This is a genomic window from Paraburkholderia sp. SG-MS1 (assembly GCF_012275575.1).
GTDB lineage: Bacteria > Pseudomonadota > Gammaproteobacteria > Burkholderiales > Burkholderiaceae > Paraburkholderia.
In genome coordinates, this window is sequence record NZ_NPIH01000234.1 from 20,561 (window position 1) to 43,367 (window position 22,807).

Genomic DNA, 22,807 nt, shown 5'->3' on the forward strand with positions numbered 1-22,807 from the left:
GGTGGCAATGAACTCTACACTGCAACTCCAGCTGCGGATTACCGTCTCGCCTGAACTCGCGGATGCACTGCGCAGCGACCCGACGAGTGCCGCGCACGCCGCGCTTCGTGACATTCTGCGCAGACACGGCGCGACGTTGAGGTGCCAGTTCGATGCATTCGCCGATTACGTCAACGAGGCGGAAAAACTCGGGACAGAAAACTTTCCGCTCTATCAATGGACGCGGGACACCATCGAGAACCCGGAGAAGAAAGCGAAGTATCTGCAGTCGTTCACGATCTATGTGGACGGCGACGAGGTCTATGGCAGGGACGTCGCGGATGCGATGGAAACCGAATTATTGAAACTGGTCGATGCAGACGGCGTTAGCCGCGTTTCAAGATTCGATACAAATCCGGCGAATAATCCGCAGCCGCCCACGCGCTAGCGGCTGCGCCTGGCCGCCGTGTACGTCAGCCGCGCCGACGCGGCAGACAAAGTAAACGTGCTGCGATCAATTCGCATAGGGCAGGCTTTCTGCCACGCCGTTCTCATTCCTTTTTCACATTGTCTTCTTCGTGTCACGCGCAACGACCGCGACACCGGCCATGCACAACCCATCCTTTCATCCGGTTGTCACACCTTCACGGCTAGGATCGATGCTCGTATCCGTCACGCACCGCGCCGGCAGCGCGCACTTCAGCGCGAGTAGCCACACGCGCCCGGCATCGGCGCTGGCGTTCTTCCATCCTCATACAACACCACCGGACATGTCGAACAAAAAAATCGTCAAGGCCTCGCCGCCCGATGATCAGGGCGCTTCCATCGTCTCGCGTCGTGGGTTCCTGAAGTTTGCCGGCGCCTCCAGCCTCGCCACGGCGGCGGGCACGCTGGCATCGGCGGCGCGGGCCGCCAACGGCAATCCGCCGGACGGCACGCCGGAGCAGGTTCACCTGACCTGGGGCAACGATCCGACGAGCGAAGTCACGGTGTCATGGGCGTCGCTTGCGCCGGCGGTGAATCCGCAGGTGCGTTTCAGCGGCGCGGATTCGAAGCGGCACACCGTGCATGCGGTGCAAGGCACATACACCGACGGCATCAACGGCGAGGTCGTGTTTGCCTATCACGCGCGTCTGCGCGATCTGAAGGCCGATACGAATTACCAGTACGAAGTGACGGCCGAGAACGACGACAACGCGGCGCAGCCTTTTTCCGCGAGCTTTCGCACGGCGCCGCGCGGCCGCGCGCCGTTTCGCTGGACGAGCTACGGCGACCTCGCGACGCCGAATACCGGCTGGGTGTTGTCGTCGCCGCAAAGCCGCTTCGCGGTGCAGGCGGTCGAGCGCTTTCAGCCGCTTTTCCACCTGCTCAACGGCGACCTTTGCTATGCCAACCTGAATCCGCTGCAACAGCCGGCGGTGTGGCGCGACTTCGGCAACAACGCGCAGACGTCGGCGTCGAACCGGCCCTGGATGCCCTGTCCCGGCAATCACGAACTCGAATTCAATAACGGCGAACAGGGACTGGCGTCGTATCTCGCGCGCTATACGCTGCCGGATAATCATTCGCGCTTCCAGGGCCGCTGGTACAGCTTCCGCGTGAGCTCCGTGCTCTTCATCTCGCTCGATGCGGACGACGTCGTCTATCAGGACGCGGCAGCGTTCGTGGCCGGGCCCACGCCGCTGGTGCCGGTCGCGAGCACCGGCAATCCGCCGATTCAACCGGGCACCTCGTTATACGTGCGCGGATATAGCGATGGCGAGCAGACCCGCTGGCTCGAAAAGGTCCTGCACCACGCCGCGCAGGACGACGAAGTGGACTGGATCATCGTCCAGATGCATCAGGACGCGCTGAGTTCGTCGCAGACCGGCAACGGTTCGGATAAGGGCATCCGCGAGGCCTGGCTGCCGCTGTTCGACCGCTACGGTGTCGACCTGGTGTTGTGCGGCCACGATCACGACTACGAGCGCAGCTATCCCGTGCGCGGCTGCAATCATCACAAGGGCACCGACATCGCGACGGGCCGCCCGGTCGATACATTGCAACCGAAGCCGGTGATGTCGGCGGTATCGTCGGGCGCGTCGACGTTCGACACGAGCCACGGCACGATTCACCTGATTCTCGGCGGCGGCGGCACGAGCGCGCCGCTCGATGTGTACGGTGTGGATATCGGCACGGGCCAGCCGCAAGCGCGGATTTTCACGCGACCCAATCGGCCGGTTGCGGGGACGACGGCGGGAACGTTCGCGCGCGCCAACGCGGACGCCGTCGAGGACGCGATCTGGTCGGCGCAACGCGACACCGGCACGGGCTACGGGATTGCGGTGTTCGATCACGACCCCGGACATCGCGGCGGCGAAACGACGATCACGATGAACTACTATCACGCGCCCGGTGCGGATCAGACGCCGACGCCGAACTACGAGTTGTTCGAGACGATCGAGTTGAAGAAGAAGCGCCGCGGGTGACTGCTCGATGAGCATGCGCGGCGGGTCGGCGACGCAACGGAGTACGGTGATTCGTCGATCCGCCATCGGGCTGCACAACCTGTGACCCGGTCAACCGGATAACTTCAACAGGCCAGTCTTCGCCTCTTCCCTTCGCTGTTCTTGAGTGTGTCGCATGCAATGCCGCGTATTTCCGCGCACGTTGCAGCCGCCGGCTTCGATCGCTCTCCTGCTGCGCAACACGCTCCGCTCATACCACCCTCCGTCATTTTGTTACACGTCTTACCGGACCGGTCATGGGTGGTTACAAAAGGCTTTCGTCAGGCCGGTTATACTCGGCGCCGTCTCAAGAAAATAAAACACCAGTTATGTCGAAGAAAATCATCCGGATGGTTGCCGTTGCTGTGTTGACCGCTGCGGCATCTTTGTCGGCAGTGGCCGGCGATATGAACAACATGCTCGGCGGCGCGCTCGGCGGTGTGGCCGGCGCGGCGCTCGGTGGCGCAGTGGGCGGCAGCACGGGCGCGGTTATCGGCGGTGCGGTGGGCGGCGGCGCCGGCGGTGCAGTGACGTCGAATCGCCGCGAGCGCACGGGCGCGGTCATCGGCGGGGCGCTCGGCGGCGGTGCGGGCACGGCAGCCGGCAATGCGATGGGCGGCCGCTCGGGCGGCCTCATCGGCGCGGCAGTGGGCGGTGGCGCGGGCTCGGCGCTCGGCGGCAACGTCTCGCGCTCCAACTCGTACGGCGACGATTATTCGCGCGGCTACCGCTCCGGCAAGCGTCATCACAAGCATCGTCACTACGACTGAACGCGTCACGCTCGCGCTTGAATTCATAGTGGCGCGAGCACGACGTTGCATTCATCAGGATGCGTGAATCGGAACCCAGGTTTCCGATTCATACCGAACCCACGGCGATCATATAATCAGGCGCATTTGAACCCACGCGCGCCCGACATGAGACTACTCGCCTGGACTTTCCCTGCTGTCGTTCTCCTTACCGCTTCTCCCGCCTTCGCCCAATCGACGCCGCCGCGCGACGAATTCTTCTGGCTCGGTGAAATCAACAAGGCCACGGTCGTCATCAACACCGACGAAGGGCTGCTCGACAAGGCGATGGCCCCGCGTCTCGCCGCGGGTGTAGCGAAGGTCATCGCCGACGGCAATCAACCCGGCGCGAAACGTCCGGCTACGGTCATCACGTTCGAACCGCTGCTGATCAAAGCGGCCGGCGAAGACGTGACGCTATTGCACGCAGGGCGCTCCAGCCAGGATATGCACGCCACGTATCGCTCGGCGATTCTGCGTGGCGAACTGCTGAACCTCGCCGATCAGCTGAACCGCACGACCGCGACGCTGGTGCGTCTTGCCGGCCAATACCCGGCGACCATCCTGCCCAACTACACGAACGGCGTGGCGGCGCAACCGAACAGCTACGGCCACTACTTGCTGGGCTTCGCCGCGGGACTCGATCGCGACGCGCAGCGCATTCGTGAAGCGTACAAGCGTGTCGACCGTTCGTCGATGGGCACGACGGTGCTCAATGGCACGAGTTGGCCGTTGAATCGCGAGCGGATGGCGCATTATCTCGGCTTCAATGCGATCGTCGACAACGCGTATGACGCTTCGCAAATCTCTTCCGTCGACGAACCGGTCGAAGCCAGCGCGATCGTCACGAGCGTGGCGCTGCACACCGGCAGTTTCATTCAGGACGTGATGACGCAATACGCCGAGTCTCGGCCGTGGATTCTGCTGCAGGAAGGCGGCGTCAACACGTACGTGTCGAGCGCGATGCCGCAAAAGCGCAACCCCGGCCTGCTGATCCGCACGCGCACGGACGCGTCCACTGCGTTGGCGCAAGCCGAGGGTGTCGTGCTGGAGGCGCACAATCTGCCGCCCGGCATGAGCGATCCCAAGGACGTGAAGGCGAACACGGAGATGATCGACAGCGGCATAGCCGCGCTCAAAGGCTGGCAGACGGTAATGAACGCGCTCGTGATCAACCCCGAACGCGCGCTCGAAGAACTGAATAGCGACTGGACCGCGTCGCAGGAAGTCGCCGACGTCCTGATGCGCAAATACAAATTGCCGTTCCGGGTCGGTCATCATTTTGCGTCGAATGTCGTGGAGTACGCGCGGCAGAAGGACATCAAACCGCTCGACTTTCCGTACGCCGACGCGCAACGCATCTATCGGGAGACGGTGGCGGGGACGCCGTATGCCGGTGATCTGCCGATGAGCGAAGCCGAGTTCCGTGCGACGCTCGATCCAGTGTCGATCGTGAACAATCGCGCGACGACGGGCGGTCCGCAACCCGCTGAAATGGCGCGCATGCTGAAGGAAGCGAACGCGCGCGTCGCGCAGCAGGATCAGTGGATCAAGGAGAACCGCGCGCATATCGACGGATCGCTGGCGAAACTGGATGTCGATTTCGACAAGGTGCTCGGCCGCTCGCGCGGGAATTGACCATCGCCTTGGACAGCGCGACTTCGCGAGCACTGCGTTGATCCGTCCGTGCTCGCGAGGCGGAGATCCGATAAGGCGCTTGACTACTTGTCCGCGAGTGGGAACGCAGCATCGCGACCCGCACGCGGCGAAGGCGTCGCAGGCTTCAGACTGCCGATAAACGGCGCATCCGGCTTCATGACGAAGGTCAGCAGCACGCCGCAAGCCATCACGCAGATCGACAACAGAAAGGTGACGTTCCAGTTGCCCAGACGATCGATCAGATACCCGGCCACCACCGGGCTCACGATCGCCGCCGTGAAGCCCGTGCCGCTCATGATGCCGCTCGCCGTGCCCGAGCGGTCATACGCGATGTCCATCGGAACGGCCCACATCGGGCCGATATTCATTTCATTGAAGAACATCGCAGCGGCGAGGAAGACCAGCGAGTACATCGGGTCGTGAATCAGCACGACGGGGATCAGCGAGAGGCCGGTCATCGTCATGCAGAACGCGACCAAGGCGCTGCGCGCGAGTTTCAGATTGCCGGTGCGGCGCAACAGCCGATCGCTGATCAGTCCGCCGGCCAGATCGCCGAACACGCCCGCAATGAACACACCCGACGTAAATATGACCGCCTTCTTGATGTTCAGATGGAAGTTGTGCATGAAGTAAAGCGGCATCCAGTCCAGCATCAGCCAGAGAATCCAGTTGTAGCAGAAGTACACGGCGGAGACCGGCAACAGGCGCCGATAAAGCCGCGCCCAGGTGCCGGACGCTTCGACCGGGCGAACTCTCGGCGGCGGCAGGCTATGAATCTCTTCGTCGGTGATGCGCGGGTGATCCGCGGGTTTCTCGGTGTACGTGATGTACCACAACACGAGCCAGCCAAAACTCAGCGCACCGAGCAGATAGAACGCAAAGCGCCAGTCGAACGCGGTCATGAGCGCCAGCACGAGTATCGGCGCGATGGCGTTGCCGAGCCGCGCCGACGAATGCGTGATGCCTTGGGCGAAACCGCGCCGGTCCTTCTTCACCCACGACGCCATCGCGCTGGTAGAGGCGGGGAAGGTCGCGCCTTCGCCGAGACCCAGCAGCAGGCGCGCCGCGACGAGCGTCGCGAAACCGCCCGCGAGTCCCGTCAGCGTGGTCGCGACCGCCCAGATGAACGCGCAGGCGATCAGCGTGCGCTTCGCGCCGAAGCGGTCGCTCACCCAGCCGCCGATGAACTGGAACACCACGTACGGATACGCAAACGCCGAAAAGATGAAGCCGAGCTGTGTGTTGCTCAGTCCGAGTTCCGATTTGAATTGCCCGGCGGCGGTGCTGATGTTGACGCGATCGACGTAGGTGATGAAGTACATCAGGCACAACATCAGCAGGACGGTGGTGGTCGCCTTGAATTGCAATCGTTTCATGTCTCACTCCACGTTGTTCATTTATTGTTATTTCGACGCACCCGAGGTGAAGGCGATCACGGCGTCCTTGAAGCGGGTGCTGCCGTACACCTCGTCGATCAGGTCTTCGTCGTCGAGACGCTGTTCGATGACGATGCGGCGCAAGCTCTCCTTCACCGCTTTCTGCGTGACCGGCGACAATGCCATGAGCCGTTGCGCGAGTGCATGCGCCGCTTCCTGCAACGCGCCGGGCGAGCAAACATCGTGGACGTACCCGCATTCCAGCATGTCCGAGGCACTCAGATAGTCGGCGAGCATCAGCATCTTCTTGACGCGCGGCACGCCGAGGGCAGCCTGAAGCCGCGCGATGTTGCGCGAGGACAGCGTGTTCGACAGCGTCTTCGCGATCGGCGCGCCGAAGCGCGATGCATCGCTGCACAGTCTGAAGTCGCACGCCGTCGCGAGCGCGAGGCCGCCGCCGACGGCCCAGCCGTCGATCACGGCGATGGTGGGCATCGCGATGCGTTCGACCGTATCGATGACGCGTTCCACGAAGGCCTCGTAGGCCACGCCATCGCGGCCGTCCCGAAAGTCCTTGAAATACGTGATGTCCGTGCCGGCAATGAACGATTTGCCGCCCGCGCCGCGAAACAGGATGCAGCGCACGCCGCTGGTGCGTTCACACTGGCCGATGAGCGTGAGCAACGACTCGTACATGTCGAGCGTCATGGCGTTGTGCCGCTCGGGCCGATCGATCACGATCTCCGCCGCGCCCGAAGCATGCACTGTGAGGGTGACGGGTTCGTTCATGATGCCGTTCCGTTGATTTCGGCGAAGATTTCGTCGTTGTGTTCACCGAGCAGCGGCGGATGGCGGCGCACCGTTTGCGGCGTGCCGAGCATCTTGACCGGAAAGCCGATGTTCCTGACCTTGCCTTCATGGGGATGGTCGATCTCCATGCACATGCGCCGGTGCGTGGCATGCTCGCTTTCGAACGCTTCCGGGTAGGACAGGATCGGGCCGGCCGGAATGCCGGTCGCGAGCATCACCTCGACCCACTCGGCGCTGTCGCGCTTGGCAAATTCCTGCTCCAGTACTTCGATCATCGCTTCGCGATTCTTCAGGCGCAGCGATACGGTCGCATAGTCGGCGTGCGCGACGAGGTCCGGGCGCTGTAGCAATTCGCACAGCTTCGTCCACAGCTTCTGATTGGTTGCACCCATTACGAAGTAGCCGTCGCGCGCTTTCACGGCCTGATAGGGCGCGCTCATCTTGTTGCTGGTGCCGAGCGGCGTCGGCGGCACGCCTGTGCCCCAGTACTCCGACATGTCCCAGATCGAAAAGGCCATCACCGAATCGAACAGCGACGCGTCGATGTGCTGACCCTCGCCGGTTTTCTGCGCGCCTATGTAGGCCGACAGCAGCCCGTACACCGCGAACAGCGCGCAGCCGATATCGGCCACCGGCACGCCTGCCTTCACGGGCTTGCCGCCCTTGTAGCCGGTCACGCTCATGACACCGGACATCGCCTGCGCCATCAGATCGAAGCCCGGGCGCGAGGCCCACGGGCCGCTTTGCCCGAAGCCGGAGATGCTCACGTAGACGATCTTCGGATTGATTGCCTTGATCGACTCGTAGTCGATATGCAGGCGCTGCACCACGCCCGGGCGGTAGTTTTCGACGATCACGTCGGCGGTCTTCGCGAGTTTGTAGAAGAACTCGCGGCCTTCGTCGCTCTTGAGGTCCAGCGTCAGAGAACGCTTGTTGCGGTTCATGTTGAGGAAGCCCATGCTGTCGGGGCCCTTCATCTTGAAGCCCATCGCGCCGCGAGTCTGATCGCCTTCCAGCGGCTCGACCTTGATCACGTCCGCGCCCAGGTCGGCCAGCAGCATGCACGCGAACGGGCCCGCCATGACCTGACTCACGTCCAGCACGCGGATGCCTTGCAGCGGCAAATGTTTCGATTCGGTCATATCGAGGTTCCTTTTGGTACGTTGATTCGTCGTTTCGACATGGCGGCAGGATTGCCCGCTCGCGCCAAGGTGCAACGAGGCGTGTGGGGAAGACGGGTGTCAGCGCGAGACGCTGAGACGGATGGCTGCCGAAGGGTGCCTGGAATTCGCAAGCGCGAGTGAGGGCGTGTCAGGAGCCCGCGACGCGGTGCATTGACCGCTTTTTCGTGGGAGTGCATCGCGCGATGCTGTCGGTGGTCGCGCCAGGGCCACGGGGCATGATTTGTCTCCGGCTAATCGTTATGCCCCACTGTCGCCGACCGCAAAGGCCGCCGCAAGAATGACCGCGTCATGTCTGGTTTCGCGAGCGGCGAAACCGGAGGGAGTGGAACGCCTATGCCGGGTGGCCGAGCAATTCGGTCACCACGTTGCGCAACGTCTGTTCCTGCGCGTGTCCTTCGACACACGAGAGCACATAGCTGCGCTGAGGCCAGTCCCCTTGCAACTCGGCCGATGCGAGCGCTTTCTCTGGATGAAAACTGCGCAGCACGTCGGGTGGCATCAGACCGACCCCGAGCCCATGACGCACCATCGCCAGCATGGTGTCGAAGCCGCTGGCGGTGAAGTTGTTGGCGAACAGGCGTCCGCGGCTGCGATAGGCGCGCTGCACGGCCGAGAGCACCGCGGAGCCCTTGCCGAGACTCACGATGGGCAGATCGAGAATGTCGTCGATCCCGAGCGGTTCGTCGCGAAACCGGAAATGCGCGCGGCTATAGACGAGCACGAGCCGGTCGTCGCGGTACGGCGATTTGGCGAGATCGAGAAAGCCGCTTTTCTTCTCATAGATGCCCACGTCGATCACTTTGTCGCGCAGCAGCTGTTGCACGATCTTGCTGTTCTCTTCGACGATCTTCAGCGTGATGCCCGGATACTTGTGCTGGATGCCGGCAATCTCGCGGGCAAGGAACTGGATCACGACCGCCTTCGGCGCGCCGATGATGATGCGGCCGTCGAGCCCATGATTGAGCGCCAGCGCGTCGCCTTCGAGCCGGTCGATCAGGTTGTCGATCTGCCGGACGTATTGCAGCAGCTTGGCGCCCGATTCGGTGATTTCGACGCCGTGCGGCACACGGTTGAACAGCTTCGCGCCGAGTTGCTCTTCGAGATCCGTCACGCGCCGCGATGCGGCGGCCACGGCCAGATTGAGCTTGTCGGCGGCGCGGGAGATGCTGCCTTCCTCGACGATAGCGAGGACGAGCCGAACGGTTGTCGTGTCGAATTTCAAAACGAACCCCAGACTTTGTTTTGAGCGAAGGGACGGGCGCGCACGGGCTGTGGCCGATGCCGTCAATGATATCGGTGATATGGCGTGATACCACCGGGAAGGGTGAGTATCGATTAGCAGCGGGTCGGCACGCGGTGTCTGCTGTCACGCTGGCCGCGTTTCAGTCAGACACTCGCGTGTATGTGATGCCACCGTCGTCGCTCAGGCATGCAGAATCAGTTTTTGCACGCGCCAGTTGAGCAGTTCCGCGACGAACAGCACATTCTCCGACGGACACGCCATCTGATGAATCCAGCCGAATTGCTTCGGTTGTTTGCCCGCCTTGCCGAGCACGCCGAGTACTTTTCCGTCCAGCGTCATCTTGTAGATGCGCCCCGGAAAAGCATCGGCGCTATAAAGCACCTGGTTCGGCCCCGGCGAAATGCAGATGGCCCACGGCGAACCGGGTGCGAACGTGCCGGCTGCGATCGCCGCTTCGTCGGGCATGTTGCCGATCGCCGGACGCGCATCCGGTGGCACCGGCAAGTCGATGGTGAATTGCCGCAGGAAAGTGCCTTCGGTGTCGAACACCTGAATGCGGCGGTTGCTACGGTCGGCGACGTAGACATTATCGTGCGCATCCACAGCGATGCTATGCGGCGTATGAAACTGGCCCGGACCCGTGCCCCGGTCGCCCCACGACTTGATCCAGTTGCCGTCGCGATCGACTTTCGCCACGCGCGAGTTGATATAGCCGTCGCTGATGTACGTGTTGCCCGCGGCGTCCCACGCGACGTCCGTCACCTGCCGAAAACGCCCGGGTTCCGAGGGCAGCGGCGGATTGGGATGCTTGAGCGGGCCGGTTTCCTCGTCGGCGGCTTCCTGCTTGCGACCGAATACCATGGCAACCCGTCCGTCCGGTGTGAACTTGATCACCATGTCGGAGCCTTTGTCCGTCACCCAGATGTTGTCCTGCCGGTCCACCTTGACAGTGTGCGCGAACGACCACGCATACAGGTTGTGGCCGATCTCGCGCACGAAGCGTCCGTCAGGTGCGAACTCCAGCAGTTGCGCGGCGGCCGCGCCATACGCGGGGCCATTGGTGTTGCCGCGCGACAGCACGAAAATGTGTCCGCGCGAGTTGAGCGCGACGCCGGAGCATTCGCCGAAATAGGTGTTTTCAGGTAAATGAACGGGATTGGCAACCGAATCGTAAGCAATGGACGGCACGTCTTGTGTGTCCGCGAATGCCGCAGGCATCGCGAGTCCGGCCGCCGTGCCGGCGATAAGATTCATGAACGTTCGACGACTCATTGCCCGATGATCCGCGCTGCCACAGCACGGACAAAACGCCCCATATTGCTCGCTCATTCGGTGTCTCCTATGTGATCGGCCTGGTTAGTCACGTCGTCGAGCTCGAAACGTGCAAAGGCAATCGTAGTGCACAAAACGCTTAATAGCTAAGTCGTCGTTTTGCGCCAGGAGAGTCGGGCGCGGTGCTACGTGTTCCGGGTCGCGTGCCGGTATCGCTCGCTCTCGCGGGCGATGCCGGTTTGGTCATTGTTCGGCATGCTTCGCCGCATCTTCGATCACAGCCACTACTTCTTTCGGGCGCGATTCGTAGACCGAATGGCTTGCGCCTGCAAGCACGGTCGTGTGACTGTGCGCCCGTGTGTAGTACCAGCGTTCGAGATCGGGATTGATGATCTTGTCGTCCGCCGCGACGATGCCCCAGCTCGGCTTGCTGGTCCACGCGGCGGCCGTGAGCGGCGTCGAGAAGACCTTTGCCGCGGTCAGAATCTGCGCGTGTGATTCGAACTGGGCCTGCCTGAGCGGCAGGTCGGCGGCGAAATCCTTTGGGAAGTCCGCGGGATTCAGCGAGGTGTAGCCATCGGCGGTCTTCATGATTGCGCCTGACTGCTTCGACGTATAACTCGGCATGCCCTTGCCGAGGTCGCTTTCATTTTCGCCGACGGCGGGCGCGTGCGCCGCCACGTACACGAGGCCGACGACGTTCGGATGCACGCCGGCTTCGGTGATCACGGAGCCGCCGTAACTGTGCGCAACGAGAATCGTGGGACCGCTCTGCTGGTCGAGAACGCGTTTGGTCGCGGCGACGTCGTCGTCGAGCGAGCTCAGCGGTTCCTGCACGATGGTGACGTGGTAGCCGTCTTTGGTCAGCCGGCTATAGACCGGCTGCCAACCCGATCCGTCCACCCACGCGCCGTGAACGAGAACGATGTTGTGCACAGGTGCGTGGGGTGACTGGGTGTCTTGCGCCATCGCGGCAGTCGATGCAAAGAGCGACGCCGACAATGACAGGGCTGTGGCGACGAGAGGCAGAAACTTCATGACGAACTCCGATTAGGCGATTAGAGATTACTTTTGAACAGATTCAGGTGATCAACCAGTGATAGTAGGAACGCCGCTCTTCATGGAAGATTAAATTGGCGTGCCGTAGGCACACCGTTTAACTGCCGAAAAAGAGATTGCAAAAGCTCACCGGACCTACACAGTCGGAGCCCATCGACCTGCGTGCGTGTGCGCCTGATGAAGTACTGCCGTTCTGCGGTACACCGCCGTACGCTGATTGGGTCGTTTGCGAAGTGGTTTGTGCGGCGATCTTCGCTTCGGCAGCCTGAATATTGGCCGGGTAGGTGGTGTCGCTGCCAGCGGAGGGGCTATAGCCAGCCTGCTCGACGCGAACCAGATCGGCGCGCACCTCGGCGCGAGTCAGCGGAGCATTCGATTGTGCGAAGCTCAGTGCGGGGACGGCCAATGTGCCGATAACGAGAGCGATGCCAGCAAGAGTCTTGTTCATGATGAAAATTCCTTTTGATCAATGAAAAGTTGTTTAATATGGATGGCTAATTAATGGATGAATAAAGATGCGTGCCAACGTGATAAAAGATACGTCTCTGTCTACCTGCCTGCTTGGGCAAACCGTGTGCGATTAAAGCGGGGACACACGTTCCTCTTTTGGCATTCGCGTCGCAGGTATCAGCAGTCGTTCTTGTAGAGGCAAACACGTCGAGCCGCCGCTTATTCCAAACTTTTTTCAGGGGAAGTTGCAGTGGCGAGTCTTACATTCCGCTGAAATGGGGGACATGCAGGCAATTGGCGAGGGGGCGCGCAAGGCGTCCATCGCGGGAGGTTGCGGCGTGCTTGAAAGTAATGAATGTGAAAGAAACGGACCGCAACGGAAAGGGCTGTAGCCGTGTCAAGGCCAAGCGGAGTCAGCCACGGTGCTGCGTAACTACATTCGTGAGTGCGTGAGAGGTGCTATCCCGCCACCCGGTCACTTTCCCTTGGACGCTCGACCCACCGACCGCGCGGCGCTTCGCACGAATTCAACGAAACGCGCCGTCACCGGATCATCGCGCGTGGACTGCCACGCCAGACCGACACGCCACTGCGCCGCCGCATCACGCAGCGGCATGACCTTCGCGTCGCGCAGCAAATACTGCACGCGCGATGGCAGAAACGCCGCGCCCACGCCAGCGGCGACGGCCGCGAGGACCGACTGGATATCGTCGGTCTGCTGGATCACGCGCGGCACGAAGCCGTGCTCGCCACACCAGTGATCAATTTGTGCGGCCAGGCTGGGGCCGCGTCCGCGTGCAAGCGCAATGAATCCCGGCTCGTTCAACTCATTCAGGTTGGCGGGCATGCGTTTCCAGCGCGACTGTTGTGGCATCGCCAGCGCGAGCTGTTCATCGAGTACGGGGAACGTGGACAGCGCAGGGTCGGCAGGCAAACGTAGAAAGCCGACGTCGAGCTTGCCGCCCAGCAGCCGGCGAGTCTGTTCCGCGGACGACAGATCGTTGAGCGTGACGCTCACGTTCGGATAGCGCCTGCGGAATTCAGCGATCAATGGCGGCGCGAAGTTGAGCGTGGAGAGCCCGAGGCCAACGCGCAAATAGCCGCGTTTTCCGCCGCTTGCTTCGCGGGCACGCGCGAGGATCTCATCCGCATCCCGTACTAGCGCCGTTGCGTCGGCGAGAAACCCTGCGCCGAATGTCGTGAGTTCGGCGCCATGTCTGCCGCGTTCGAACAGGCGGGCGCCGAGGCTCGACTCCAACGCCACGATCTGCTTGCTGAGCGCGGGTTGACTGACGCATAGTTCGTCGGCCGCGCGGCCGAAATGACGCAGTTCGGCGACGGTCAGGAAAGCACGGAGCAGTTTGAGTTCCATTCCACCAATCTATTGAACGTGTCGAAATATTCATTTTACGTATTGAATGGCAAGCGGTCCAATAACGGTGTTCCAGCGATCCCTGTCATGAGGTACTCATTGTGTCCGCTTCAATGCTGCGCGTTGCAACCATCCCGCTGGTATCGCTTCGGGGCGAGGTATCGCAGAACGTCGAACGTGTGGCGCAGTGGCTCGCGCTTGCCGCTCGCGATCAAATCGATCTCGCGGTGTTTCCGGAAGCATGTCTCGTCGGAGGTGCGGATCTCACCTCGCTCCATCGGCGTGAACTCGAAGCGCTAGCGGAGCGGCTCGACGGGCCTGCGCTCAGCGCGGTCGCCGACGCTGTCGAAAGCACCGGTGTGGCCGCGGGCGTCGGCCTGATCGAGCGTGCGCAGGACGGGCGGCTGTTCAACAGCTACGTAATCTGCATGCCGGGCGGGCCGCGCCATTGTCATCGCAAGCTGTATGCGTTCGAACATCGGCGAATCGAATGTGGAGAACGGTTCACCGTTTTCGACACGGCGTGGGGCGTTCGTATCGGCATCCTGATTGGCGCGGACAACTATCTGATCGAGAACGTGCGCATGACGGCGCTGATGGGCGCGACGCTGCTCGTCGCCCCGCATCGAAGATATGGAGTGAGCCGCGCAAGCGAAGAGCAGCTTCGCCTCGTGTCGAGGAAACGGAGGGCTGGTGGCAACTCAGGGCGGCGTGTCGCAAACGCCAGCGCGAACGCAGACGTCGGTGAATACAGTGATGCTGCAAGCTGCTTGCGTCGATGGCTACCGGCTCGCGCCGGCGACAACGGCATGTTCGTCGCATTCAGCGACGGCGCCGATGTGCGCAACGAAAACGAACAGGCTCCTGCGGGGACAGCAATGATTCTGGACCCATGTGGACGCATTCTGGCCGAAAGCACTGGCGAATCACGCACGATCGTTTCGGCGGATCTGAATTCAGCGCTGATCGACTCAAGCATTGGCCGGCAGTGGCTCATGCGCCGGCGGGCGAGCCTCTATGGGCCATTGGCCCGCACGTCGAGTGAGGCAGCGACAGTCGCCGATGCGCCAAGGGTGGCGCGCGCAGGTTCCGTCGCGCTCAGTTTTGCGGTAGTCGGTCGCGGCCGGCTAATCCGGTAGCGGAAAGCGCGGAACGCCGCTTTTCAGCCGCGCGCATCGACAAACGACAAACGCCTTCGCCGACCAACGCAATGATCTCTCTTTGCTACTATGTAAGCCCGCGACCGCTGTTGAACCGTAGAACAAGGAGAGGCAAATGAGCAAAGGATATTGGGTAACGAGCTACCGCAAGACCAACGACGCGTCGAAGCTGGCCGCTTATGCGCAACTCGCCGCGCCTGCCGTGGCGGCCGCCGGCGGCAAGTTCATCGTGCGCGGTGTCGCTGATGAAGCGCGCGAGCAGGGCTTGAAGGAGCGCACTGTCGTCATCGAGTTTGCGAGTTACGAGCAGGCGGTCGCCGCTTACGAAAGCGAAGCCTACAAGAAAGCGCTCGAAGCGCTGGGTGACGGCGTCGAGCGCGATCTGCGCATTGTTCGTGGCACGGACTAGCGCAGTCGGTGTGGTGGGCAAGGCTATGCCCTATCGCACTGATATGCAGTAGTGAGGTGTTGGGCCGTCAATGCAGAATTGGATTGACGGCTCGCCGCGCGAGCAGGCCGCCACCGTCTTTCGACCCGCGCCAGCTCACTTCACCGCCCCCAACGCCAGCCCCTTCACCAGATACCTCTGCAACCACGCGAATACGACCGAAACCGGCAGTGTCGCGCAGAGCGTAGCGGCCATCACCAGGTGCCACTGGACGACGTATTTCCCTGCGACCATATCCGTCACCTGCACGGTGAGCGTCTTGTTCTCCGGCGAACGGATCAACGTATAAACCACCGCGAACTCGTTCCACGCGTTGATGAACGTGAAGATCGCGGTCACGACGATCGCCGGCACCGCCAGCGGCAGGAACACCTTGAACACCGCCTTGGTGCGCCCGCATCCTTCGAGCCAGGCCGACTCCTCCAGATCGCGCGGCACCGTCTGGAAGTACGAAGACAGCATCCACACCGCAAACGCGATGTTGAAGGCCGCATACGAAACGATCACGCCAATCTTCGAATCGACCAGGTTGCCATCGCCAAATGGAATCATCGCGGCGAGCCGGAACAGACCGACCACGAGCAGAATGGGCGACAGCATCTGCGTGACGAGCAGAAACTGCCGATACAGGCCACGTCCGCGAAACGGAAAGCGGGCGAGCGCATAAGCGGCGGGCAAGCTCACCGCCAGCGCGAGCATCGTCGAGAGCAAGCTGATGATCGTGCTATTACGCAAGGCCACGCCGAAGTTGGCCGCTTCCCACATGTCGATGAAATTGCGCCACTGCCATTGCACAGGCAGCCAGCGCGCCGGATAGACAAAGATCTCGGAAGCCGGCTTCAACGCCGTGAAGAACATGACGGCGAACGGAAACAGCACGACCACCACCAGCGGCGACAGCGCGAGCCAGCACCACAGCGAGCGCTTCATCTTCGCGTCGAAACTCATGACGGATCTCCTTCTTTCGCGGGCTGCAGGCGCAGATAGGCGATCGAGAAAAGGAACAGCATGACGAGCATGATCAGCGAGACGGCGGCGGCTTCGCCGGGACGGCCGAGCCGGAACCCGAGCTCATACAGGTACGTGACGAGAATGTGCGTACTGTTGTCGGGGCCGCCTTGCGTCATCACCCAGATGATCGGGAATGAGTTGAACACGTAGATCACGTTCAGCAGGATCGTCATGTTGATGAACGGGCGCAGCAGCGGCATTGTCAGCTTGCGGAACTGTTGCCATGCGCTCGCGCCGTCGATTCGCGCGGCTTCGTAGATGTCGCCGGGTACCGACGACAGGCCCCCCAGCAGGATCGTCACAGTAAAGGGAATCGACACCAGAATGCCGACGGCGATCTCCACGGGGAACGCGAGTTCTGGCGTCGCGAGCCAATGGATTGGTCCGCCTATCAAGCCGAGCCGCTGCAACGTGACGTTGACCATGCCGTAGTCGTCGTTGAAGGCCCAGCGCCAGACCACGGCGGTCATTGTCAGCGAGACGGACCACGGCAGCATCACGATGGTGCGCGCCACGCCGCGTCCATGAAAATCCTGATTCAGCACGAGGGCGACCGGCACCGAAATCAGCACCGTGCCGCCCACCACGCAGACGGTCCAGATGATCGTGCGCCGGGTCGACGCAATGAAAACCGGGTCGTTGAAAACCGTCGAGAAATTCTGCAGGCCGGTGAAATCGCGAATCGCGCCGAAGCGTGAGACTTCGTGCAGCGATTGCCACACGATGTTGAAAATCGGATAGCTGATGATGAAAAGCGCCAGTATCAGACTCGGCGCAATCAGCAACCAGGGCGCTTGCAAGCGCGAAGAAGCGGAACGGCTCATGCTTGCTCGATCGTAAGACGCGCCCGCGTTATGCAGCGGGCGCGACGGAATGGGCCGAAAACGTCAGATGCGATCAGGTGCATCACAACCGGAACGCGCGCCGCATTTTGGCAACGGCGGCGCGCGTTCCGGGTTCAACGAATTTCCTCGAAGCTACGACGCGATCAATGACCGAGCGACTTGTTCGCTTGCGCGGCCGCCGCATTCAGCGCGGCAGCCGGCTGCGCCTTGCCGAGGTAGATCGACTGCATCGAGTCGGTGACGGCCTTCGCGGTGTCTTCCCAGCCGGTCACGGTCGGTGCGAAGTGGGCCGTCGGCAGCAGCGCGACGAATGCTTTGGTATCCGGATCGTTGAACGCCGGATCGGTCGCTTCGGCCTTCGTTGTCGGCAGGAAGCCTTCCGTCGTGGTGAACTCGACGCGCGGTTCCTTCGTGAACAGATAGTCGAGGAACTTCCATGCCGACTTCTTCACCTTCGAGTTCTTGAACATCACGATCGAATCGGTGACGGCATAGGTGGCGTGCGTGGTGCCCATCGGAATCGGATCGATACCGTACTTCAGATTGGGCGCTTCCTTCTTGATCTGCTTCGCGAGGAACGGCGCCGAAATCATCATCGCGACACGGCCCTGCTTGAACAGATTCTGCACGTCTTCGCGGCTGTAGCCGGTCACACCCGGTTGCGTGAGACCCTGATCGATCATGGTCTTGTACAGCGTGGCTGCCTTGATGCCGGCCGGCGAATTGAACGCCGCCTTGCCGTCCTTGCCGACCACGTCGCCGCCGTTGGTCCACAGCGCGTAGTAATAGTAGACGTCGGTTTCGATTTCCTTGCCTTGCAGACCGAAGCCGGCAATGCCTTGCGCCTTCAGCTTTTTCGACGCGTCGATCACGTCGTCCCAGGTCTTCGGACCGTCGGGGTAGCCGACCTTCGCGAGCAGATCCTTGTTGTAATACAGCGCGCGTGCGGACGCGGCGATCGGCAGGCCGTAGGTCTTGCCGTTGATCTGACCGGGCGCGAGGAACGGACCGATGAAGCGGCCCTTGAAGTTCGCATCCATATAGCCGTCGAGCGGCTCGGCCACGTCGTCCTTCACGAAGTCGAGCAGCCAGCGCGTGCCGACGATCGCGAGGTCGGCGTTGGCGTTGCCGGAGATGTCCGTTTGCAGCTTCTGTTGCAGCGTGTCCCAGTTCACGTCTTCGATCTTGATGGTCGTGCCGGGGTTGGCCTTCTCGAAGTTGCGGGCCATTTTTTCGAAGTACGGCGCGGTCGCGTCGCTGTAGTGGGCGACGGTGACGCGGACCGTGTCGGCGTGAGCCGAGACGGCCATACCTACAAACGCGAGCGCCACGGCAACTTTGCCGAGCGCGAGGGAAGCACGGGCATGCAACGACATTTCTCTCTCCTGTGTCGAACGGAGTGGGCGCTTTCGCGTTTGCTCCGGTTCCATCCAACGATGGTGGGGTGGTCTGCTGCCGTCGCCGGCCGCGTGGGTTGATTTGTTTGAAAAAATCCTACATGACGCAAAATTGCTTGTCACGTAGGGTCTGCGATATTTTTTTCGCCTGATTTTGTGCATATGATGCTGTAAAACAGGGGGTATTCTCATCAGGCGATGTCAGGAATACCCAATCTTCGGGATGACCGGCCAATAGTCTCGCCGTCAGGTTTGTAGGAAATTTACACGCCGCGAAGCTGCCGGGCGGTGAGATCGAGGAGCGAGGCGACATGAATCGTGTGGTGTTGGTAACGGGCGCTTGCGGCGGCATCGGCAGCGTGTTGTGCAAGCGCTTCGTGGAAGCGGGCGATACGGTGCTCGCGCTCGACATCGACGCGGCCGCGCTGAGCGCGTTGACCGCGCAACTGGGCGCGGCGCACGTTACGCCAATCGCCGTTGATCTCGGCGACGCCGCCGCGGTGCAGCAAGCGGTGGCCGCCGCGGTCAACACACGCGCTCCGGTGGACGTGCTGGTCGCGAACGCCGGCGCGGCGTTGGGCACGACGCTCGCCACCACCGATGCCGCGAGCTGGCAGCGCGATATCCATCTGAATCTGAACGGCACGTATCACACGGTGGAGGCGGTACGGGCGTCGATGATCGAGCGGCAGCGCGGCGCGCTGGTGCTGATCGGTTCGGTGAACGGCCTGGCCGCGCTCGGTCATCCGGCGTACAGCGCGGCGAAGGCCGGACTGATCAGCTACACGAAGGCGCTCGCGATCGAACTGGGCCGTTATGGCATTCGCGCCAACATCGTGTGTCCGGGCACCGTGAAGACGCAGGCCTGGCAGGCGCGTGTCGACAAGAATCCGCAGGTCTTCGAGGATCTGAAGAAGTGGTACCCGTTGCGCGACTTCGCGACACCCGACGACATCGCCGACGCGGTGCTGTTTCTCGCATCGCCGATGGCGCGGGTGATTACCGGCGTCGCGTTGCCGGTCGACGGTGGTCTGATGGCGGGCAATCGTCTGATGGCGGAAGAACTGACGCTCGAATCGCTTTGAGCCGCTACACACTCCGGATCAACGCAGCAAGACAATGAGGACAGCATGGCAGCAGTGCAACTGAGCGGCATCTTCAAACGCTACGGCGACACGCAAGTGGTGCACGGCATCGATCTCGACATCGACGACGGCGAGTTCGTCGTGCTAGTGGGGCCGTCCGGCTGCGGCAAGAGCACGCTGATGCGGATGGTGGCCGGACTCGAAGAGATCAGCGGCGGTGATCTGATGATCGGCGGCACACGGGCGAATTCGCTCGCGCCGCAGCAGCGCAATATCTCGATGGTGTTCCAGAGTTACGCGCTCTATCCGCATCTGTCCGTCTACGAGAACATTGCGTTCGGTCCGCGTATTCGTAAGGAATCCTCGGCGAGTTTCAAGCCGCGCATCGAAGCCGCCGCGAAGATGCTGAACCTCGGCGGCTATCTGAACCGCTTGCCGCGCGCGCTCTCGGGCGGTCAGCGGCAACGCGTCGCGATGGGGCGCGCGGTGGTGCGCGAGCCGTCGCTGTTTCTGTTCGACGAACCGCTGTCGAATCTCGATGCCAAGCTGCGCGTGCAGATGCGCACGGAGATCAAGGCGCTGCATCAGCGGCTGAGGAATACGGTGATCTACGTCACGCACGATCAGATCGAAGCGATGACGATGGCCGACCGCATCGTCGTGATGAACGCGGGGCGCATCGAGCAGATCGGGCGTCCGCTGGAACTGTACGATCATCCGGCGAACCTGTTCGTCGCGAGCTTCCTTGGCTCGCCGTCGATGAATTTCGCCGAGGGCGTGATCGTGAATCGCGCACAAGGGCCGGGCCTTGCGCTGCAACTCGCGGAGGGCGCCGGGATCGTGCTGGACAGCGTGCCCGCCACGGCCACGGCCGGCGCGAAGGTCACGCTCGGCGTGCGGCCCGAACATATCGAAACGATCACGCAGACGCCGGACGCCGTGCTCGACGTCGAAGTGGTCGAGCCGACCGGCGCGGAGACGCACTTGTACGGGAAAATAGGCGGCAACACGTGGTGCGTGACGACGCGCCAGCGCTCGAGGGTCGAGCCTGGCCAGCGCGTGACGCTGCGCCTGCCGGCCGAGCATATTCATCTGTTCGATACGGAGAGTGGACGCAGGCTGGTCTGAACCGCGTGTTGCCGCTTGAACGCCATTCAAGCCGATCGAAGCTGCGAGCGACGCGGATTCATTTAACCCTCGAGGAACACCGGTTGTCCGCACCGAACTTGATTCCCCACATCCGCAGCGCACTTGCCAGTTTGCGGCCCGCCGAACGCAAGGTCGCCGACATGGTGTTGAGCGACGTCGACTTCGCCATGCGCGCAAGCATCACCGAACTCGCGCAACGCGCGGAGGTGTCTGAGCCTTCCGTCACGCGCTTTTGCCGCGCGATCGGCGCGCATGGGCTGCGCGACTTCAAGATGCAACTGGCGCAGAGCGTGGCGGGGGGGCTGCCGTACGCATCGACGGCGGTGGCGCGTGACGACGACGTGCAAACCTTGATGGGCAAGGTCGGCGAGGCGGCGATCGACGGCATTACGCATGCCTGCGGGGCGCTGGACCCGGCGGTGGTCGAGAGTGCGATTGCGGCGTTGTCGAGCGCGGGGCGGGTGTTTTTCTTCGGCGTGGGATCCGGCTCGGGGCTCGTCGCGCAAGATGCGGCGTTGCGGTTCTTGCGAATCGATATCGCTTCCACGGCGTTTACCGACGGTCATTTGCAGCGGCTGTATGCGGGCCTGATGGAACCGGGCGACGTAGCCTTTGCGATTTCGCATTCAGGCCGCAGCGTCGAGGTGAACGAGAGCATTCAGATTGCCAAGGAGCGCGGCGCGACCACGATTGCATTGACCAATGTCGGTTCCCGGCTCGCGTGGCTCGTCGATATTCCGCTGCTGCTGCGCGTGCCGAGTCCGGTCGATCCGAACACTCCGGGCGTGTCGCGGCTCGTGCATCTGTGCATCATGGATGCGCTCGCGATTGGCGTAGCGCTGAAGGCCGGACCGAAGACGCTCGAGAAGATGCGGCATGCGAAGGCCAGGCTGGCATCGCATGGGCCGGAGGACGCGGGCGATTGAGTGCTGACGTCAAGCACGCGGTGGTCATGTGTGGTTTGTTCAGAAGTCGATGGCCTTGCGCCGGCCCACTCTTCTTCAACTCCCGTCGGTTGCGGGCATCCAGCCAAACCTGCGCGAGAGCCTCGACACCGCCGCACGCAACGTCTGTGCAGGGCCGCCCACCAGTTCGCTATCGAAACTCCCGCTCGGTCCCATTAACGCCAGCACGAGGCAGATGCTGCCGGTATGGTCGAACACCGGCGTGGCCAGGGTGCTGATGCCGGGCACGGGGCGGCTCAATGCCGTATCGATGCCGTCCGCGCGGATCTGCGCGAGTCGTTGCGCGTAGGGTGGGCTCGCCGGCGTGAATTCCGGTTTGTCCGCAACGGGGGCTCCGGTCCCCGCCCCCGCCAACCGCAAGTGATCCTGCGCGAGCAGACCCGCGCGAACATCATCCGCGACATACGCTGCGAACACGCGGCCAATCGCGGTGTTCACCAGCGACAGCACCGTGCCGACCCGCAGGCTCACATGCAAAGGTCGCGCGGATTCCTCCAGCCGCACGACGGTCGGCCCGAGCGGCCCGAGCACCGCCATCGCCACGCTCATTGCCGTCGATGCCGCCAGCTCGACCACTTCGGGCTCCGCTTCACGCGTCGGCGACAGTCTCTGCAAGCCGATCAAACCCAGTTCCAGCGCGAGCGGCCCGGCTTCGAAACAGCCGGCCGCATCGCGATTGAGCAGGCCGATTTTCAGCAGACTCACGAGGTGCGGGAATGCCTTCGCCGGCGGCATGTCGGCTGCCGCCGCCAGATCGCGCAAGCTCAACGGGCGCCCCGCAGTGACCAGCGCAGTCAGCAATTCGCCCGTGCTATCGAGCGACTGGATGCCGCGTTGCGGCTTCGCATCGGCGGCTGAAGGGGGAAAGCGGTCAGAAGAGTCGGTCACGATGCGGAAGAAAGTGTCAGAGAACGTGCGGCCGCCAGGTCGGCGCCGATGTCGTGGGCAGCGTTAAGCAGTGCGCGAGCGGTCGGGCCGTCGGCAGCGACATCGATCACGCCGCTCGAGCCGATCACCGTCAGCGCGAGCAGCAAACGGCCGTCGCCGTCCAGGACCGGCGCGCTCAGGC

Annotated in this window: 21 protein-coding genes and 1 pseudogene; 9 read left to right on the top strand and 13 right to left on the bottom strand. The window is 62.5% G+C overall.

Features of this window, described 5'->3' with window-relative positions:
- The first annotated feature begins 7 nt into the window (after nt 1-7).
- From CIC12_RS22125 to CIC12_RS22140, 4 genes are all read left to right on the top strand, one after another.
- Nucleotides 8-427: a hypothetical protein gene (locus tag CIC12_RS22125; protein WP_168667004.1), complete on the top strand. Its 420-nt coding sequence runs from the start codon at nt 8-10 to the stop codon at nt 425-427.
- Between the two features lie 322 nt (nt 428-749).
- Nucleotides 750-2,447, top strand: coding sequence for a purple acid phosphatase family protein (locus CIC12_RS22130; RefSeq protein WP_168667006.1), 1,698 nt, complete (start codon nt 750-752; stop codon nt 2,445-2,447).
- Between the two features lie 347 nt (nt 2,448-2,794).
- Nucleotides 2,795-3,235 (top strand): hypothetical protein, encoded by a 441-nt coding sequence (locus CIC12_RS22135; protein WP_168667008.1) that lies wholly within the window; start codon nt 2,795-2,797, stop codon nt 3,233-3,235.
- Between the two features lie 147 nt (nt 3,236-3,382).
- Nucleotides 3,383-4,891: an argininosuccinate lyase gene (locus CIC12_RS22140; RefSeq protein ID WP_168667010.1), complete on the top strand. Its 1,509-nt coding sequence runs from the start codon at nt 3,383-3,385 to the stop codon at nt 4,889-4,891.
- Nucleotides 4,892-4,974: 83 nt separating this feature from the next.
- On the opposite strand, the gene CIC12_RS22145 is transcribed toward CIC12_RS22140, so the two are convergent.
- From CIC12_RS22145 to CIC12_RS22180, 8 genes are all read right to left on the bottom strand, one after another.
- Nucleotides 4,975-6,288 (bottom strand): MFS transporter, encoded by a 1,314-nt coding sequence (locus tag CIC12_RS22145; protein ID WP_168667012.1) that lies wholly within the window; start codon nt 6,286-6,288, stop codon nt 4,975-4,977.
- Between the two features lie 27 nt (nt 6,289-6,315).
- A complete protein-coding gene (locus CIC12_RS22150) occupies nt 6,316-7,077 on the bottom strand; it encodes an enoyl-CoA hydratase (protein ID WP_168667014.1) in 762 nt (253 codons plus the stop codon).
- Nucleotides 7,074-8,240: a CaiB/BaiF CoA transferase family protein gene (locus tag CIC12_RS22155; RefSeq protein WP_168667016.1), complete on the bottom strand. Its 1,167-nt coding sequence runs from the start codon at nt 8,238-8,240 to the stop codon at nt 7,074-7,076. The genes CIC12_RS22150 and CIC12_RS22155 overlap by 4 nt, the downstream gene beginning before the upstream one ends.
- A gap of 373 nt (nt 8,241-8,613) precedes the next feature.
- Nucleotides 8,614-9,504: a LysR family transcriptional regulator gene (locus CIC12_RS22160; RefSeq protein WP_168667018.1), complete on the bottom strand. Its 891-nt coding sequence runs from the start codon at nt 9,502-9,504 to the stop codon at nt 8,614-8,616.
- A gap of 201 nt (nt 9,505-9,705) precedes the next feature.
- Complete coding sequence (locus CIC12_RS22165; RefSeq protein WP_168667020.1) at nt 9,706-10,854, bottom strand: 6-bladed beta-propeller; 1,149 nt, start codon at nt 10,852-10,854, stop codon at nt 9,706-9,708.
- Between the two features lie 186 nt (nt 10,855-11,040).
- The gene (locus CIC12_RS22170) at nt 11,041-11,835 is read right to left on the bottom strand and encodes an alpha/beta hydrolase (protein WP_168667023.1); all 795 of its coding nucleotides are present in this window, start codon (nt 11,833-11,835) and stop codon (nt 11,041-11,043) included.
- Between the two features lie 118 nt (nt 11,836-11,953).
- Nucleotides 11,954-12,304, bottom strand: a complete 351-nt coding sequence (locus CIC12_RS22175; protein WP_168667025.1) for a DUF4148 domain-containing protein — start codon at nt 12,302-12,304, stop codon at nt 11,954-11,956.
- 477 nt (nt 12,305-12,781) lie between these two features.
- Complete coding sequence (locus tag CIC12_RS22180) at nt 12,782-13,678, bottom strand: LysR family transcriptional regulator (protein ID WP_168667027.1); 897 nt, start codon at nt 13,676-13,678, stop codon at nt 12,782-12,784.
- 101 nt (nt 13,679-13,779) lie between these two features.
- On the opposite strand from CIC12_RS22180, the gene CIC12_RS22185 reads away from it, so the two are divergent.
- Together CIC12_RS22185 and CIC12_RS22190 are read left to right on the top strand one after the other, a co-directional pair.
- Nucleotides 13,780-14,817 carry a nitrilase-related carbon-nitrogen hydrolase gene (locus tag CIC12_RS22185; protein WP_342030560.1) on the top strand — a complete coding sequence of 346 codons (1,038 nt, stop codon included), beginning with the start codon at nt 13,780-13,782 and terminating at the stop codon, nt 14,815-14,817.
- Nucleotides 14,818-14,953: 136 nt separating this feature from the next.
- Entirely contained in the window at nt 14,954-15,247 is a 294-nt protein-coding gene (locus tag CIC12_RS22190) for a DUF1330 domain-containing protein (RefSeq protein ID WP_121323699.1), read from the top strand.
- Nucleotides 15,248-15,382: 135 nt separating this feature from the next.
- On the opposite strand, the gene CIC12_RS22195 is transcribed toward CIC12_RS22190, so the two are convergent.
- The 3 genes from CIC12_RS22195 to CIC12_RS22205 all read right to left on the bottom strand — a co-directional run bounded on the left by CIC12_RS22195 (nt 15,383) and on the right by CIC12_RS22205 (nt 18,518).
- Nucleotides 15,383-16,234, bottom strand: coding sequence for a carbohydrate ABC transporter permease (locus CIC12_RS22195; RefSeq protein WP_168667029.1), 852 nt, complete (start codon nt 16,232-16,234; stop codon nt 15,383-15,385).
- Nucleotides 16,231-17,121, bottom strand: a complete 891-nt coding sequence (locus CIC12_RS22200) for a carbohydrate ABC transporter permease (protein WP_168667031.1) — start codon at nt 17,119-17,121, stop codon at nt 16,231-16,233. Before CIC12_RS22200 ends, CIC12_RS22195 begins: the two co-directional genes overlap by 4 nt.
- Before the next feature lie 164 nt (nt 17,122-17,285).
- Nucleotides 17,286-18,518, bottom strand: coding sequence for an ABC transporter substrate-binding protein (locus CIC12_RS22205; protein ID WP_168667033.1), 1,233 nt, complete (start codon nt 18,516-18,518; stop codon nt 17,286-17,288).
- Between the two features lie 332 nt (nt 18,519-18,850).
- Here CIC12_RS22205 and CIC12_RS22210 point away from each other — a divergent pair, with 332 nt between their 5' ends.
- The 3 genes from CIC12_RS22210 (at nt 18,851) to CIC12_RS22220 (ending at nt 21,699) form a co-directional block, all read left to right on the top strand.
- Nucleotides 18,851-19,624 (top strand): SDR family oxidoreductase, encoded by a 774-nt coding sequence (locus CIC12_RS22210; protein ID WP_168667035.1) that lies wholly within the window; start codon nt 18,851-18,853, stop codon nt 19,622-19,624.
- Nucleotides 19,625-19,669: 45 nt separating this feature from the next.
- Nucleotides 19,670-20,752 (top strand): ABC transporter ATP-binding protein, encoded by a 1,083-nt coding sequence (locus tag CIC12_RS22215; RefSeq protein ID WP_168667037.1) that lies wholly within the window; start codon nt 19,670-19,672, stop codon nt 20,750-20,752.
- A gap of 83 nt (nt 20,753-20,835) precedes the next feature.
- Nucleotides 20,836-21,699, top strand: a complete 864-nt coding sequence (locus CIC12_RS22220) for a MurR/RpiR family transcriptional regulator (protein ID WP_168667039.1) — start codon at nt 20,836-20,838, stop codon at nt 21,697-21,699.
- A gap of 75 nt (nt 21,700-21,774) precedes the next feature.
- On the opposite strand, the gene CIC12_RS22225 is transcribed toward CIC12_RS22220, so the two are convergent.
- Nucleotides 21,775-22,626 carry an IclR family transcriptional regulator domain-containing protein gene (locus CIC12_RS22225; protein WP_168667041.1) on the bottom strand — a complete coding sequence of 284 codons (852 nt, stop codon included), beginning with the start codon at nt 22,624-22,626 and terminating at the stop codon, nt 21,775-21,777.
- Nucleotides 22,623-22,807, bottom strand: a pseudogene (locus tag CIC12_RS22230) (IclR family transcriptional regulator); the annotation flags it as partial. The gene CIC12_RS22225 and the pseudogene CIC12_RS22230, both read right to left, overlap by 4 nt.

Excerpts from the sequence above, each read along its gene's own strand:
- CIC12_RS22200 (WP_168667031.1), bottom strand. The coding sequence starts at position 17,121 with ATGAGCCGTTCCGCTTCTTCGCGCTTGCAAGCGCCCTGGTTGCTGATT.
- CIC12_RS22170 (WP_168667023.1), bottom strand. The coding sequence starts at position 11,835 with ATGAAGTTTCTGCCTCTCGTCGCCACAGCCCTGTCATTGTCGGCGTCG.
- CIC12_RS22165 (WP_168667020.1), bottom strand. The coding sequence starts at position 10,854 with ATGAGCGAGCAATATGGGGCGTTTTGTCCGTGCTGTGGCAGCGCGGAT.
- CIC12_RS22195 (WP_168667029.1), bottom strand. The coding sequence starts at position 16,234 with ATGAGTTTCGACGCGAAGATGAAGCGCTCGCTGTGGTGCTGGCTCGCG.
- CIC12_RS22145 (WP_168667012.1), bottom strand. The coding sequence starts at position 6,288 with ATGAAACGATTGCAATTCAAGGCGACCACCACCGTCCTGCTGATGTTG.
- CIC12_RS22125 (WP_168667004.1), top strand. The coding sequence starts at position 8 with ATGAACTCTACACTGCAACTCCAGCTGCGGATTACCGTCTCGCCTGAA.
- CIC12_RS22130 (WP_168667006.1), top strand. The coding sequence starts at position 750 with ATGTCGAACAAAAAAATCGTCAAGGCCTCGCCGCCCGATGATCAGGGC.
- CIC12_RS22140 (WP_168667010.1), top strand. The coding sequence starts at position 3,383 with ATGAGACTACTCGCCTGGACTTTCCCTGCTGTCGTTCTCCTTACCGCT.
- CIC12_RS22205 (WP_168667033.1), bottom strand. The coding sequence starts at position 18,518 with ATGTCGTTGCATGCCCGTGCTTCCCTCGCGCTCGGCAAAGTTGCCGTG.
- CIC12_RS22155 (WP_168667016.1), bottom strand. The coding sequence starts at position 8,240 with ATGACCGAATCGAAACATTTGCCGCTGCAAGGCATCCGCGTGCTGGAC.
- CIC12_RS22180 (WP_168667027.1), bottom strand. The coding sequence starts at position 13,678 with ATGGAACTCAAACTGCTCCGTGCTTTCCTGACCGTCGCCGAACTGCGT.
- CIC12_RS22190 (WP_121323699.1), top strand. The coding sequence starts at position 14,954 with ATGAGCAAAGGATATTGGGTAACGAGCTACCGCAAGACCAACGACGCG.
- CIC12_RS22215 (WP_168667037.1), top strand. The coding sequence starts at position 19,670 with ATGGCAGCAGTGCAACTGAGCGGCATCTTCAAACGCTACGGCGACACG.
- CIC12_RS22135 (WP_168667008.1), top strand. The coding sequence starts at position 2,795 with ATGTCGAAGAAAATCATCCGGATGGTTGCCGTTGCTGTGTTGACCGCT.
- CIC12_RS22150 (WP_168667014.1), bottom strand. The coding sequence starts at position 7,077 with ATGAACGAACCCGTCACCCTCACAGTGCATGCTTCGGGCGCGGCGGAG.
- CIC12_RS22175 (WP_168667025.1), bottom strand. The coding sequence starts at position 12,304 with ATGAACAAGACTCTTGCTGGCATCGCTCTCGTTATCGGCACATTGGCC.
- CIC12_RS22210 (WP_168667035.1), top strand. The coding sequence starts at position 18,851 with ATGAATCGTGTGGTGTTGGTAACGGGCGCTTGCGGCGGCATCGGCAGC.